The sequence below is a fragment of the Corynebacterium freneyi genome, from assembly GCF_030408835.1.
GTDB lineage: Bacteria > Actinomycetota > Actinomycetes > Mycobacteriales > Mycobacteriaceae > Corynebacterium > Corynebacterium freneyi.
On the sequence record NZ_CP047357.1, the window covers coordinates 1,120,088 to 1,134,441 of the forward strand.

Here is a 14,354-nt window from a genome sequence, read left to right on the forward strand (position 1 = left end):
AACTCGATGTCACGCGGCCGTGGCCGCTTCGGCGTGGTGTCGAGCCGTTGCGGCGTGCGGTCGCAAAGGGGATCGCCGGCTCCTTGTCCTGGCATAACTGCTGGAGAAGCGAGGGGTATTGGTGGTTTGGGGTGTTGGCGTGCGGAGCTCGGGCGTGGTGGGTCACGCGGAGTGCTGAGGGAGAGTATCGGCATGACAACAGATGTAACGCTGTAATGGGGTGCGGTAGGTGCATGTGTAAAGGAAAGATTCTTCTGGTTTTGTCGATGCGCGTCGAGGCATGTGATCTTCGCCTCGCCCACTAGTTATTCGAATGCCTTCGGGTGATGATGGTTCCGCCTTGCCCCGGCAATGCAAAAAAAGGGAGAACTCATATGCACTCGGAGAGTCACGGGCGATCGAAGTACGTCGTGACCGGAGGAGCGGGCTTCATCGGCTCGCATCTGTGCGATCGGCTGCTCGCCGACTCGCGCACGGAGACGGTCGTCTGCGTCGACAACCTGCAGACGGGCACCATGGACAACATCGCGGAGGCGCTGCGCGACCCCCGCTTCCACTTCGTCGAGGCCGACGTCCGTCAACCCATCGCACTGGACGCCGAACTCACCGTCGGCCTCGACGCCGTTTTCCACCTCGCCAGCCCGGCCTCGCCGCCGGCCTACATGGAGGACCCGGTGGGCACGATGCTCACCGGCGCCGTCGGCACTCTCCACGCCGCGCAGTTCGCCCTCGAGCACGGGGCCCGGATCGTCTACTCGTCGACGAGCGAGGTTTACGGCGACCCGATGCAGCACCCTCAGGCGGAGTCCTACTGGGGCAACGTCAACCCCATCGGTCCGCGCGCCTGCTACGACGAGGGCAAGCGCTTCGGCGAGGCGCTGCTGACGTCGATGAAGCAGCAGCACGGCCTCGACGCGGGCATCGTCCGCATCTTCAACACCTACGGCCCCCGCATGCTGCCCACCGACGGGCGCATCATCTCCACCTTCGCCGACCAGGCGCTGGCCGGCGAGCCGATCACCGTGTTCGGCGACGGTTCCCAGACCCGATCGTTCTGCTACGTCGACGACCTGGTGTCCGGGCTGGTGAAGATGATGGACTCCGCCGAGCCCGGCCCGATCAACCTGGGCAACCCGACCGAGCGCACCGTTCTGGAGATCGCCCACATCATCCGCCAGGCCACCGACGCCTCGTCGGAGATCACGTTCCACCCGCTGCCCGTCGACGATCCCACGCGCCGCCGTCCGGTCATCGACGAGGCGAAGGAAAAGCTCGGGTGGGAGCCCCAGGTGCCGCTGTCCGAGGGCCTGCTCAAGTGCCTCGACTGGCACATCGAACGCCGCAAGAACGCGGTCGCGGATCGGGTGAAGTGACCGCCCATTCCGACGGCTCCGCGCCACTGACCGACACGATCACCCCGCAGGTCCCCGATCGCCCCCGGCCCGCAGGCCCCGGCGACTCCGGGGATCTCGCCGGGTTCGCACCCGACGGGCCGCTGTTCGCCCGCACCCGCCCCGTGGCGGAGCACGTGGCGGCCCCGTCCCTGTTCGTCCCGGCCCTCACTCGACCCCAGCGCTTCGAGATGGCCCTGTACTCGCTGCTGTGGCTGGTGGCGGTCGTCGTCTTCTGGGTGTGGTGGGCCGATCCCGCGCATATCCTGGGGCCGTGGGCGTACGCGCTCAACACCGCGCTGCTGGCGTACCTGATTCTCCTGCCGGCGGTCTTCGTCTACCGCATGCAGCGGCTGCGGAAGGTGCGCCCCGACGCTCCCGTCCCGGATCTGCGCGTCGCCTTCGCGGTGACCCGCGCCCCGAGCGAGGGCTGGGACGTCGTCGGACGCACGCTGCGGGCCATGCTCGACCAGGACATTCCCATCGCCTACGACGTGTGGCTGTGCGACGAAGCGCCCACGCCGGAGATCAGGGAATGGTGCGCCGACCACGGCGTGCGAATATCCACCCGCAACGGCATCGAGGAGTACCACCGCGCGGAATGGCCCCGCCGCACCCGATGCAAGGAGGGCAACCTCGCCTACTTCTACGACACGGTGGGGTACCGCGACTACGACGTCGTCACCCAGCTCGACTGCGACCACGTTCCGGAACGCGGCTACCTGGCGGAGATGGTCAAGCCCTTCGCCGACCCCGGCGTCGGCTTCGTCGCAGCGCCGAGCGTCTGCGACTCCAATGCGGCCACGTCGTGGGCCGCGCGCGGCCGCCTGTGGTTCGAGTCCTTCTTCCACGGGGCCTTCCAGCTGGCGCACAACGGCGGCGCCGTGCCCGTGAGCATCGGATCGCACTATGCGGTGCGTACCTCCGCACTGCGCGAAGTCGGCGGCATCGGCCCGGAATTGGCGGAGGACTTCTCCACGTCCTACATCCTGCGTCTCGGCGGCTACGACGGCGTGTTCGCCATCGACGCCCGCGCTCACGGCCTCGGGCCGGACACCTGCGCGGCGATGCTCACCCAGGAATTCCAGTGGACCCGCAGCCTGACGGCCATCGCCCTGACGCTCGTGCCGCGCACCCTCCACCGGGTGCCCATGCGCCTGCGCCTGCGGTTCTTCTTCGCGGTCACGCACAACGCCGTGTTCGGCTTGCTCGCCTTCGTCGGTTTCCTGTTGGCGCCGATGGCGGTTATTTTCGACCACCCGTGGGTGTCGGTGAACTTTCTCGAGTTTCTGCTGTTGACCTGGCTGACGTCGCTGCCGTTGATCGGCATCGTCCTGTTGCTCAGGTCCGCCGGCCTGCTGCGTCCCGACGACGCCCCGGTGCTGTCGTGGGAGACCGCCCTGTACAAGATCGCCCGTCTGCCCTACCTGTGGCGCGGAGCGTTGGCCGGCATCGTCCAGGCGACCACCGGCAAGATCACCCAGTTCCGGGTCACCCCGAAGGACCGCGAGGGCATCGAGCCGTACACGGTGGGCCAGGTGATGCCCTATGTCGTGCTCACGCTGGCCAATGTCGCCGTCGGCGCCTGGGGGACGTGGGCGGACCGGGCCTTCGGCTACGCCGGCCTGACGTTGCTCGCCGCGGTGTCCTTCGCGGTCGTCGCCATCGCCGTGCCCGCGTTGCACGCGCGGGAGCTCAGGGCCGTCGAGTCGGCCGCGGGCCCGCGGTGGAAGGCGGTGGCCCCGGCGCTGACGCTCGCGCTTGCGGTTGCCGCACCGACTTTCGCGGTGGCGATCTGGTACTGCGTGGAACTTGCCGCCCTCATCGTCGCGTGACGACGACCCCCGCATCCCTTCACACCGTTTTTCCGAGGAGCAGGAACATGACCACCACCCCCCGCACCGTCCTGGTGACCGGAGGCGCCGGTTACATCGGCAGCCACGTCGTCGTCGATTTGATCGCGTCGGGCCACGTGCCCGTGGTCATCGACGACTTCTCCAACTCCGACCCGTCGGTGTTCGACCGCATCCGCGAACTCGCCGACGCCGACGTCGAATGGGTGCGCGGAGACATCACCGACGCGGCCGCACTGCACGATGTGTTCGAATCCCACGACATCGACGCCGTCCTCCATTTCGCCGGTCGCAAGGCGGTGGGGGAGTCCTGCGAGAAGCCCGAACTCTACTTCGACGTCAACGTCGGCGGGACGGCGGCGCTGCTCGCCGCGATGAACGACCACGGCGTGCGCGAGATGATCTTCTCGTCGTCATGCTCGGTGTACGGGGAAGCCGGCGGCGGCCCGCTGACCGAAGAATCGCCGACCGGCCCCACGAACCCGTACGCCTGGTCCAAGCTGACCTGCGAAACCATGCTGGAGCAGGTCGCGCAGCGACGGGAGGGGTTCGGCGCGGTGTCGCTGCGCTACTTCAACCCCATCGGCGCCCACCCCAGCGCCCTGCTCGGGGAGGACGGCCGCGAGAACTCGCCCAACATCATGCCGCGTCTGCTGGAGGTGGCGTCGGGGGACCGCGACCACCTGACCGTGCTCGGCGACGACTACCCCACCCGCGACGGCAGCTGCATCCGCGACTACCTCCACGTCATCGACGTGGCCCGGGCGCACGTGCAGGCGCTCGACCTGGTCTCCGAACCGGGCCACCGCGTCATCAACCTCGGCACCGGCGTCGGCACCACCGTCTTCGAGCTGGCCCGGGCGATGTCCGAGGCCTCGGGCAACGAGGTCGCCACCGTCGTCGGCGATCGCCGTCCGGGCGACGTCAGCGAGCTCGTCGCCGACCCGTCGCTGGCGCGGCGCGTGCTGGGGTGGTCCGCCGAATACGACGTCGCCGACATGTGCGCCGACGCCTGGCGCCACCACCTGGCCCGCGCGCGGCGGAGCTAGGGGCGCACGGCTCCGGCGAAGATCTTTCCGTCGGTCTTGCGGCCCGCGAGATCCGTGGTGTCGCCGGAGACGGCCGGCTCGCAGCCGCGGCCGAGGGTGACCTGGGAATCCGGGAGGAGGTCGGCCGCCTCGGCATGGGGATCGTCGATGGTGGCGTCGGTGACGACGGAACCGGGATCGTCGACGAGATTCCACCAGTAGGTGAAGTCGACGTAGGTGACGCCGTTGAGCCAGCCGACCGCGCTTCCGGTGCCCGGGGAGTAGGCGTTGCACCGGAACTCGGCACCGTCGGAATCCTTCAACGTCCGTGCGCCGATGACGCCGCCGTAGCCGCGGACGTCGAAGAAGTTGGCGATGACCTCCGCGCCGGTGACGTCACCGTCGATGGACAGCGCGGGGGCGGGGGAGTCGGCGCCGATGACGACCGTGTTGTGGGCGATGTAGAGGTCCTCGACGGTGGAGCCCTCCGGGCTCTGGGGCAGTCCGCCGTGCACGCTGATGGCGCCGTGGAACGAATCGTTCGTGGAATCGTCGATGCTGGCGTTGAACATCACGGCGTTGTCCGCGGTCGGGAGGCCCGAGTTGGCGAACACCAGGTAGCCGGGACCCATGTTGTCGCGGGAGATGTTGCCGATCAGGGCGGAATTGTCGACGTCGACGTCGATGGCGAAGCCGCCGCCGTCGGCGTTCGACGTCTTGTTGTCCTCGGCGAGGTTGTTGCGGATGGCCACCCGCGACGACGAGTACGCCCAGATGCCGATCGGGCCCTCCACCGCGTCGGACAGCCGGCCGTTGTCCTCGGCGACGTTGTGCTCCACCACGCCGCCGTCGACGGCGCCGATGACGATGCCGCTGCCGGTATTGCCCGTGGCGCCGGCGATGCCGGTGGTGCCGGAGACCTTCGAATACGACACGTTGACGTCGGTGTGGGCACGTTCGCCCAGCTCATCGGAGTAGAAGAGGATGCCGTTGCGGATGTTGTCCACCGCCGCGACGTGGGAGACCGTGACGCCGTCGAATCCGGCGCCCCCGCCGACGGCGCCGACGGCGATGCCGTTGCGCAGGCCCTCCACGGCGACGCGCTCGATGCGGATGCCGGCGCCGCGCGCCCCGGGAGTCGACGCCCACACCACGATGCCGTCGGGGATCTTCGCGGCGGATTCCGGCGACTGCCCGGCGTCGCCATCGTCGTTGAGGCCGGAGCCGTCGACGACGTCGATGTCGCGCACCGTGACGTACGACGAATCGGAGATGCGGATGCCCGCGCCATCCTCGGCGGCGATGATTCCCCGCTTCTCCGGCGCGGAGGTCACGACGATGGGGTCGTCGGCGGTGCCGTTGCGGCCGGACAGGTTCAGCGTGCCGGGGACCCGACCGTGGACGACGATGACCGTGCCCGGTTCGATCTCGGCGTCGGAGACGCGGTCGAGGGTGCGCCACGCTTCCTCCGCCGAGGAGCCGGATGCGGCGTCGTCGCCGGTGGCCGACACGTGGATCTCGACGGTCCGGTCGCCGATGCGGCGGTCGGCCACGTAATAGATCGCCGCGGCGAGGAACAGGACCAGGACGATGGCGAGGACTACGCGCGAGGCGGTGCTGTTGCGGGACAAGACGGGCTCTCCGGACGATGACGTCGATGGGTCCGGGGCCGGACCCGTGAATCCTCCCAACAATAACGCACCGCGTGTGACCTGGCGCGATTGGCGGGTCTAATCGACGATGCGGACCGCACCCTTGTCGGCGCTGGACGCCATCTTCGCGTAGGCGCGCAGGGCCTTGGAGACCTTGCGCGGGCGTTCCTTGCGCGGGGTGAAGGGCTTGTCGCGCTTGAGCTCCTCTTCGCGGCGGCGGGCCAGCTCGGCGTCGTCGACCTGGATTTCCAGGCGACGTTCGGCGACGTCGATGTAGACGGGGTCGCCGTCGCGGACCAAGGCGATGTCGCCGCCGGCCGCGGCCTCGGGGGAGATGTGGCCGATGGACAGGCCCGAGGAGCCGCCGGAGAAACGGCCGTCGGTGACCAGGGCGCACACCTTGCCCAGGCCCGCGCCCTTGATGAAGGCGGTCGGGTGCAGCATCTCCTGCATGCCCGGGCCGCCGGCGGGGCCCTCGTAGAGGACGAAGAGGACCTCGCCCGGTTGGAGGGTGCGGTTGAGGATCACCGATACGGCCTCCTCCTGGCTTTCCACGACGCGGGCGGTGCCCTCGAAGTGGAACTGGTCCTCGGAGATGCCGGCGGTCTTCAGGATCGCGCCGTCGCGTGCGATGTTGCCGCGCAGCACGCACAGGCCGCCCTCGGCGGTGTAGGCGTGGTCGACGGAGCGGATGCAGCCGTTTTCGGCGTCGACGTCGAGCGATTCCCAGCGGTTTTCCGTCGAGAACGGCTCGGTGGTGCGCACGCCACCCGGTGCGGCGTGGAAAAGTTCGATCGCCTCGTCGGTGGCGGAGCCACCGCGGATGTCCCAGTCGTCGAGCTGCTTTTCCAGCGACGGGGCGTGGACGGAGTTGGCGCCCATGTTCAGCAGGCCGCCGCGACGCAGCTCGCCCATGATGGCGGGGATGCCGCCGGCGCGGTGGACGTGCTCCATGTAGTAATCGGAATTCGGCGCCACCTTGGACAGGCAGGGCACGCGACGGGAGATTTCGTCGATGTCGGCGAGGTCGAAGTCGATCTCGCCCTCCTGCGCGGCGGCGAGGATGTGCAGCACCGTGTTGGTGGAGCCGCCCATGGCCACGTCGAGGGTCATGGCGTTGACGAAGGCGTCGCGGTTGGCGACGTTGCGCGGCAGCACCGACTCGTCGCCGTCGTGGTAGTAGCGGTTGGCCAGGTCGACGATGAGTTCGCCGGCGCGGGTGAACAGGTCGCGGCGGGCGACTTGGGTGGCCAGGGTGGAACCGTTGCCGGGCAGCGACAGGCCCAGGGCCTCGGTGAGGCAGTTCATGGAGTTGGCGGTGAACATGCCGGAGCAGGAGCCGCAGGTCGGGCAGGCGGAACGTTCGATGTCGAGCAGCTGATCGTCGTTGACGCCGTCGTTGGCGGAGGCCGAGATCGCCGAAATCAGGTCCGATCCGGGCTTGACGACGCCGTCGATGACGACGGAGGAGCCGGATTCCATGGGGCCGCCGGAGACGAACACGACGGGGATGTTCAGCCGCAGCGCCGCGTTGAGCATGCCCGGGGTGATCTTGTCGCAGTTGGAGATGCACACCAGGGCGTCGGCGGTGTGGGCGTTGACCATGTACTCGACGGAGTCGGCGATGATTTCGCGGGACGGCAGCGAGTAGAGCATGCCGTCGTGGCCCATCGCGATGCCGTCGTCGACGGCGATGGTGTTGAACTCGCGGGGAACGCCGCCGGCGGCGACGACCGCTTCCGCGACGATGTCGCCGACGTTCTTGAGGTGCACGTGTCCGGGCACGAACTGGGTGTAGGAGTTCGCGATGGCGATGATCGGCTTGCCGAAGTCGCTGTCGGTCATGCCGGTGGCGCGCCACAGCGAACGGGCGCCCGCGGCGTTGCGGCCGGCGGTGGTGACCTTGGAACGAAGGGGGATCATGGCTGCCCCATTCCTCTCTGGTAGGCGGCGATTTCTTCCGATGATAGACGCCGCACGCGGCGGTTGTCCCACCGGGCGGACTTATGTGTCCACTATGTGGACGGAGAAAAACCCGCCCGGCACAATGCCGGGCGGGTTCGCATGAGGTCCGTGAGGCCTACTCCTTCGGGGCCTCGTCGGCCTTGTCAGCCTTGCCGGCTTTGTCGGCTCTGGCCCGGGCGGCCGCCTCATAGGTGGCGTACTCCTCGCGGGTCATCTTGACGGATTTGCCGTCGCGGTCGAAGACCTCCACCTTCTCGTCGTCGGCCAGTCGGGCCGGGGTGACGGGGTCGGGGATCCGGCCGTCGGTCGCCTCGCTCAGGGCGGGCAGGGAATTGAAGGTGATGGCCGGCAGCGCGAAGCGGACGTCATCGTCTTCCGCGCCGTCCGTGGAGCGGCCCACCGCGTAGGCCCGGCCCCGCTTGTCGAACAGCACGCCCCGGAAGCGGTTCCACGGCAGCGAACGGCGGCCGCCGAGGAAATACACGGCGGTGATGCCGCGGGAGCTGACCGTGGTGCGCACCCGCAGAATCCACAGGGCGTAGACCACCGGCACCAGCAGCAGCGGGGACAGCCACAGGGAGAAGCCCATCGCCACGATCGCCAGGAACACCAGGAAGGTCACGGCCAAAAAGTGCGTCTTCTGGGGACGGAAGCGGGTCGTGGGCAGCGCGGTCGGCTGATCGTTGCTCATGGGGGCTCATTGTAGGGCCACGGTGCGCGCCCGCGGCACTCGGCCCGCGCCTAGTTCGACGCGGTGCCGCCGCCCCCGGTGCCGGAGTTCGCGCCCGCGTCCGCGCCGGTGCCGGTTCCGGTGCCGGTGTCGCCGGTGCCCGTGTCGCCGGTGTTGCCGGTGTTGCCGGAGTTTCCGGTATTCCCGGAGTCGCCGGTATTTCCGGAGTTGTCGGTATTGCCGGTGTTGCCCCCGTCGCCGGTGTTGCCGGTGCCGGCGTCGGTGCCCTGCTGGCCGCGGCCGCCGTCCGGTTGGCTCGGCGCGTCGGTCGGAGCGGTGGTGGTGGCGCCGCCCGTGCCGGTGTTGCCCGATCCCGTGCCGGTGCCGACGTCGGTGCCGTCGTCGTCGGCTTCCTCGTCGCCGCCGGTGAATCGGCTCGGAGCCAGCCAACCGGCGACGCCCTCTTCGCCCTCGCCGGGCTCGACGGTGGCGAGGTTGAGCATTCCCAGGATCAGGAGGGTCACCAGCAACACGACCGTCGACGGCCGCGCCCGTCCGCCGGCCGACAGGATCCGGCGCACGCGCTGGCGCTTCGACAACTCGGACCACGCGACCCGGTCGGTCGCCGTGGCCTGCTCGTCGGAGTCATCGGCATCGGCGTCGACGGCCGGCGCCACCTTCGTCTCGTCGAGATCGGCGGAGTCGGAACCGTCGGAGTCGTCGGCGTCACGAGCTTTGCGACGCCGCTCGTCGAGTGCGGCGCCCGCGGACGGAAGATCGCTGCGGCGACGATCGTCGTCGTCAAGCGAACCGGAGGTAGACTGCGCCTGCTTCGCCGAATTCGCCTGCTCGACCTCGAGGGAACCGGTGCCGCGATTCGATCCGGGCGTCGAGCCGCCGGCGTCGACGAAGGTCGTCGTCTTCGCATCGTCGCCGGAAGAATCCGGTCGAATGACGGGGGAGCGGCGCATGCCCTGATCCGGCGACGCCGACAGTGCGCTCAACTGTGCGGTGAGGGCCTCGGTCTGACGCAGCGGATTCGCCTCCGCGCGCTCGCCGTAATCGTCCCACCACGTGTCGATGATCTCCGACCGCACCGCACGTTCGATCAGCCACTGGTCGCCCGGGTCGCAGTCGGCGATCAGACGCATGGTCACCGTCCACGGCAGGCCCATCGCCGTGGGGGCGACCAGCTGCGTCGAGGACTGGATGCGGATCTCCGACAGGACGTGCTCGCGCACGCCTTCCGCCGCGACCGCGCGCTTGGCGGCCTCCAACGTACGTTCCTCCAGATCGCGCACCGAACCGCCGGCCGTCATGGGCACCGGAATCTCGATGACCGCGCGCGACCACCGCGACGAGTAGTTCACGCACATGCGGGCCTCGGAGTTCGGGACCACGATCTCCTCGCCGTTGAGCGTGCGGATCGTCGTCGCGCGGAGCGTCATGTTGACGACGTCGCCCTGCACCGTGCCGCTGGGGGAATGGAACTCGACCCAGTCGCCGATGCCGTACTGCTTCTCCGCGATGATGAATACGCCGCCGATCAAGTCGCCGATGACTCCCTGCGCGCCGAAACCGATCGCAGCCGAGATGACCGTCGCTGGAATCGCCGCCGCCGTCAGCGATACGCCGAACTGATTGAGCAGGGCGATGCCGAGGACGAAGTAGGCGACCATCTCGACGAGGTAGACCACCGCGCCGATCAATGCGCGGCGCCCCTTCGTCGACTCCTCGCCGTCGGTCATGTTGGATGTGGCCACGGCGATGACGAATCGCCGGATCCGTGGGACGAGGACCAGAAGGATCAGCAGCGCGGCGATGGACAAGCCGTGTGCGGCGATCCATGCCCACGAGCGCTGCAATAGATATAGAAGGAAGTCCATGGGCGCCACGGTAGGGACGCAGACTTAGAGGACGCTGAGGCGCGAGGCATAATGTGCGGGAGATCCGCGCACGCCGCGGGTGGTCGCGGCGGGTGGTGTCCAACTATGTGGGATTGACTGTCCACTATGTGGACGCTAGTCTCGGAAGGGACATGGGACGCCGGTGATGCCCCACCACGGGCGCATTCGGCGGCCCATCGTGCTCGGACCCGCCCGTACCCGACTACAGGAGCGCACCGGAATGAACGCCGCCCCACAGAACAGCCCCTCGCCCGCCACCGTGGCCGCACAGACGCGCCGCACGACGCCCGAGCGCATCACCGGCGCCAAGGCCATCGTCCGGTCCCTCGAGGAGCTTGGCGCGGACGTCGTATTCGGCATTCCGGGCGGCGCGATCCTGCCGCTGTACGACCCCCTGTTCGACTCGGAGAAGATTCGCCACGTGCTGGTCCGCCACGAGCAGGGCGCCGGCCACGCCGCCACCGGCTACGCGCAGGTCTCCGGCAAGGTCGGCGTGTGCATCGCCACCTCCGGCCCCGGCGCCACCAACCTGGTCACCCCGCTGGCCGACGCCCAGATGGACTCCGTGCCCGTCGTCGCCATCACCGGCCAGGTCGGCATGCCGCTGCTGGGCTCCGACGCCTTCCAGGAAGCCGACATCCGCGGCGTGACCATGCCCGTGACCAAGCACAACTTCATGGTCACCGACGCCAACGACATCCCGAAGGCCATCGCCGAGGCGTTCCACCTGGCCTCCACCGGCCGCCCGGGCGCCGTCCTCGTCGACGTGCCGAAGGACCTGCAGAACACCGAGATCGACTTCGTCTGGCCGCCGGAGGTGGACCTGCCGGGCTACCGCCCGGTGACCACCCCGCACTCCCGCCAGATCGAGGAGGCCGTGCGCATGATCGCCGCGGCCGAGCGCCCGGTGCTCTACGTCGGCGGCGGCGTCATCAAGGCCGATGCCTCGGCCGAGCTGCTGGCGTTCGCCGAGCTCACCGGCGTGCCGGTCGTCACCACCCTCATGGCCCGCGGCGCGTTCCCGGACTCCCACGAGCTGCACATGGGCATGCCGGGCATGCACGGCAAGGTGTCCGCCGTCGCCGCCCTGCAGAAGTCGGACCTGCTCATCACCATCGGCGCGCGTTTCGACGACCGCGTCACCGGTCAGCTGTCCACCTTCGCGCCGCACGCCAAGGTCATCCACGCCGACATCGACCCGGCCGAGATCGGCAAGATCCGCGAGGCCCACGTGCCCATCGTCGGCGACGCCCGCGAGGTTCTGGCCGCGCTTGCCGACGCCTACCGCGACCTGGACCTCCCGGCCCCGTCGATCGCCCCGTGGCTGCGCGAGCTCAACGAGCTGCGCGACGACTTCCCGCTCGGCTGGGAGGAGCACGCCGACGGGTCGCTGTCCCCGCAGTTCGTGCTGAAGACCCTGTCGGAGGTCGTCGGCCCGGACGCCATCTACTGCGCCGGCGTCGGCCAGCACCAGATGTGGGCCGCCCAGTTCATCCAGTACGAGAACCCGCGCACCTGGCTCAACTCCGGTGGCCTGGGCACCATGGGCTACGCCGTGCCGGCCGCGATGGGCGCCAAGGCCGCCGCTCCGGACAGGGAAGTCTGGGCCGTCGACGGCGACGGTTGCTTCCAGATGACCAACCAGGAGCTGACCACCTCCGCCATCGAGCACTTCCCGATCAAGGTCGCCCTGATCAACAACGGCAACCTGGGCATGGTGCGCCAGTGGCAGACGCTGTTCTACGAGGAGCGTTACTCCAACACGAAGCTGCGTCCGGAGGACAACTCCTACGTGCCGGACTTCGTGCGCCTGTCCGAGGGCCTGGGTTGCGTGGCCATCCGCGTGACCAAGGAAGAGGAGGTCATCCCGGCCATCCAGAAGGCGCGGGAGATCAACGACCGCCCGGTGGTCATCGACTTCATCGTCGGCGAGGACGCCCAGGTGTGGCCGATGGTCGCCGCCGGCAAGTCCAACGACGAGATCGAGTCGGCCCGCGGCCTGCGTCCGCTTTTCGACGAAGACATGTCGGCGGGGGAGTCCCCGGCGGACATTCACGAAACGATGGCGGACAACGTCGAGGACGCCGCGAAGGCGCCCGAGGCCAACCACCCGACCATGCAGACCCGGTAATCCCGGCAACCAGACGAAGAGGAAAGGGAAGCTCATCATGGCCGAACTGCACACCCTGTCCGTGCTGACCCTCGACGAGCCGGGCATCCTGGTCCGCATCGCGGGCATGTTCACCCGCCGCGGGTTCAGCATCCAGTCCATCACCTCGGGCACCACCGAGGTGGAGGGAGTCAACCGCATCACCCTGGTGGTTGAGACGGAAAATCTGCCCATCGAGCAGATCACCAAGCAGCTGAACAAGCTGGTGCCGGTGCTCAAGGTCGTCCGCCAGCCGGACGATCAGCTGGTGTCGCGCGCGCTGCTGCTGGTCAAGGTCACGGCGGACAACAACAACCGTCCGCAGGTGGTCGACGCGGCGAAGCTGTTCCGCGCCCGCGTCGTCGACGTGGCGCAGGAGTCCGTGGTCATCGAGGCCACGGGCGAGCGTTCGAAGCTGCGCGCCCTGCTGGAGGTTCTCGAGCCGTTCGGCATCCGCGAGCTGGTGCAGTCCGGCGTCGTCGCGGTGGCCCGCGGCCCGAAGCCGATGCTGGCGTCCCGGGCGCTGTAACCTCCGACACAATCTCCCGGCTAGACTGTTCCCGTGCAACCGGGGCGGTGGCCGCCGGGCGCACACGAAAAACAGATTTCCACGAAAGGCTTTTTCACTTCCATGGCTATTGAACTGCTGTACGACGACGACGCCGACCTGTCGATCATCCAGGGCCGCAAGGTCGCGGTGCTGGGCTACGGCTCCCAGGGCCACGCCCACGCCCAGAACCTGCGCGACTCGGGCGTCGAGGTCGTCATCGGCCTGCGCGAGGGGTCGAAGTCGGCGGAGAAGGCCAAGGAGGCCGGCTTCGAGGTCAAGTCCAACGCCGACGCCGCCGCGTGGGCGGACGTCATCATGCTGCTGGTGCCGGACACCACCCAGGCGAAGGTGTACGCCGAGGACATCGCCCCGAACCTGAAGGACGGCGACGCGCTGCTCTTCGGCCACGGCCTGAACATCCACTTCGACCTGATCCAGCCGGCCGACAACGTCACCGTCGGCATGGTCGCCCCGAAGGGCCCGGGCCACCTGGTCCGCCGTCAGTTCGTCGACGGCAAGGGCGTGCCCTGCCTCATCGCCGTCGACCAGGACCCGAAGGGCGAGGCCAAGGAGCTGTGCCTGTCCTACGCCGCGGCCATCGGCGGCGCCCGCGCCGGCGTCATCCCGACCACCTTCGAGGCGGAGACCGTCACCGACCTGTTCGGCGAGCAGGCCGTGCTGTGCGGCGGCACCGAGGAGCTGGTCAAGGTTGGTTTCGAGGTGCTGGTCGAGGCCGGTTACGAGCCGGAGATGGCGTACTTCGAGTGCCTGCACGAGCTGAAGCTCATCGTTGACCTGATGTTCGAGGGCGGCATCGCCAACATGAACTACTCGGTGTCCGACACCGCGGAGTTCGGCGGCTACCTCTCCGGCCCGCGCGTCATCGACGCCGACACCAAGAAGCGCATGAAGGACATCCTGGCCGACATCCAGGACGGCACCTTCACCAAGCGCCTCATCGCCAACGTCGAGAACGGCAACAAGGAGCTGGAGGGCCTGCGCGCCGAGTACGCCAGCCACCAGATCGAGGAGACCGGCGCGAAGCTGCGCGACCTCATGTCCTGGGTGAAGAACCCGCTGGACGCCACCGCCTAAGGCCTTTTCCCGCTTTACGACGGTCGACCTCCCCCGCACCACGGTGTGCGGGGGAGGTTTTTCGTCGTCAAGCGAGGGAAACGGCGACTAGTCG

The 14,354-nt window shown here is 68.6% G+C and carries 10 protein-coding genes; 6 read left to right on the forward strand and 4 right to left on the reverse strand.

Translation table 11 applies throughout. The features are described 5' to 3' along the window. Positions 1 to 374: 374 nt before the first annotated feature. Genes CFREN_RS05125 through galE form a run of 3 tightly spaced genes read left to right on the forward strand, consistent with a single transcriptional unit; the run spans position 375 to position 4,293 of the window. Positions 375 to 1,373 (forward strand): UDP-glucuronic acid decarboxylase family protein, encoded by a 999-nt coding sequence (locus CFREN_RS05125; RefSeq protein ID WP_209653391.1) that lies wholly within the window; start codon positions 375 to 377, stop codon positions 1,371 to 1,373. Beyond that, the gene (locus CFREN_RS05130) at positions 1,370 to 3,226 is read left to right on the forward strand and encodes a glycosyltransferase family 2 protein (RefSeq protein ID WP_141743065.1); all 1,857 of its coding nucleotides are present in this window, start codon (positions 1,370 to 1,372) and stop codon (positions 3,224 to 3,226) included. The genes CFREN_RS05125 and CFREN_RS05130 overlap by 4 nt, the downstream gene beginning before the upstream one ends. Positions 3,227 to 3,273: 47 nt before the next feature. Then, entirely contained in the window at positions 3,274 to 4,293 is a 1,020-nt protein-coding gene (gene galE / locus CFREN_RS05135) for a UDP-glucose 4-epimerase GalE (protein WP_070523004.1), read from the forward strand. On the opposite strand, the gene CFREN_RS05140 is transcribed toward galE, so the two are convergent. From CFREN_RS05140 to CFREN_RS05155, 4 genes are all read right to left on the reverse strand, one after another. Beyond that, positions 4,290 to 5,903, reverse strand: a complete 1,614-nt coding sequence (locus CFREN_RS05140) for a right-handed parallel beta-helix repeat-containing protein (RefSeq protein WP_209653389.1) — start codon at positions 5,901 to 5,903, stop codon at positions 4,290 to 4,292. The genes galE and CFREN_RS05140 overlap by 4 nt on opposite strands. Before the next feature lie 99 nt (positions 5,904 to 6,002). Continuing rightward, the gene (ilvD, locus tag CFREN_RS05145; protein ID WP_209653387.1) at positions 6,003 to 7,847 is read right to left on the reverse strand and encodes a dihydroxy-acid dehydratase; all 1,845 of its coding nucleotides are present in this window, start codon (positions 7,845 to 7,847) and stop codon (positions 6,003 to 6,005) included. A gap of 157 nt (positions 7,848 to 8,004) precedes the next feature. After that, the gene (locus CFREN_RS05150; protein ID WP_070522997.1) at positions 8,005 to 8,580 is read right to left on the reverse strand and encodes a PH domain-containing protein; all 576 of its coding nucleotides are present in this window, start codon (positions 8,578 to 8,580) and stop codon (positions 8,005 to 8,007) included. Positions 8,581 to 8,630: 50 nt separating this feature from the next. Then, positions 8,631 to 10,445 carry a mechanosensitive ion channel family protein gene (locus CFREN_RS05155; RefSeq protein WP_209653385.1) on the reverse strand — a complete coding sequence of 605 codons (1,815 nt, stop codon included), beginning with the start codon at positions 10,443 to 10,445 and terminating at the stop codon, positions 8,631 to 8,633. A gap of 241 nt (positions 10,446 to 10,686) precedes the next feature. On the opposite strand from CFREN_RS05155, the gene CFREN_RS05160 reads away from it, so the two are divergent. From CFREN_RS05160 to ilvC, 3 genes are all read left to right on the forward strand, one after another. Beyond that, entirely contained in the window at positions 10,687 to 12,597 is a 1,911-nt protein-coding gene (locus tag CFREN_RS05160; RefSeq protein WP_209653383.1) for an acetolactate synthase large subunit, read from the forward strand. A 37-nt stretch (positions 12,598 to 12,634) separates the two neighbouring features. After that, positions 12,635 to 13,144: an acetolactate synthase small subunit gene (gene ilvN / locus CFREN_RS05165; RefSeq protein WP_209653381.1), complete on the forward strand. Its 510-nt coding sequence runs from the start codon at positions 12,635 to 12,637 to the stop codon at positions 13,142 to 13,144. Between the two features lie 102 nt (positions 13,145 to 13,246). Further along, complete coding sequence (gene ilvC / locus CFREN_RS05170) at positions 13,247 to 14,260, forward strand: ketol-acid reductoisomerase (RefSeq protein WP_209653373.1); 1,014 nt, start codon at positions 13,247 to 13,249, stop codon at positions 14,258 to 14,260. Positions 14,261 to 14,354: the final 94 nt, after the last annotated feature.

Excerpts from the sequence above, each read along its gene's own strand:
- ilvC (WP_209653373.1), top strand. The coding sequence starts at position 13,247 with ATGGCTATTGAACTGCTGTACGACGACGACGCCGACCTGTCGATCATC.
- CFREN_RS05155 (WP_209653385.1), bottom strand. The coding sequence starts at position 10,445 with ATGGACTTCCTTCTATATCTATTGCAGCGCTCGTGGGCATGGATCGCC.
- CFREN_RS05125 (WP_209653391.1), top strand. The coding sequence starts at position 375 with ATGCACTCGGAGAGTCACGGGCGATCGAAGTACGTCGTGACCGGAGGA.
- CFREN_RS05160 (WP_209653383.1), top strand. The coding sequence starts at position 10,687 with ATGAACGCCGCCCCACAGAACAGCCCCTCGCCCGCCACCGTGGCCGCA.
- CFREN_RS05150 (WP_070522997.1), bottom strand. The coding sequence starts at position 8,580 with ATGAGCAACGATCAGCCGACCGCGCTGCCCACGACCCGCTTCCGTCCC.
- galE (WP_070523004.1), top strand. The coding sequence starts at position 3,274 with ATGACCACCACCCCCCGCACCGTCCTGGTGACCGGAGGCGCCGGTTAC.
- ilvN (WP_209653381.1), top strand. The coding sequence starts at position 12,635 with ATGGCCGAACTGCACACCCTGTCCGTGCTGACCCTCGACGAGCCGGGC.
- ilvD (WP_209653387.1), bottom strand. The coding sequence starts at position 7,847 with ATGATCCCCCTTCGTTCCAAGGTCACCACCGCCGGCCGCAACGCCGCG.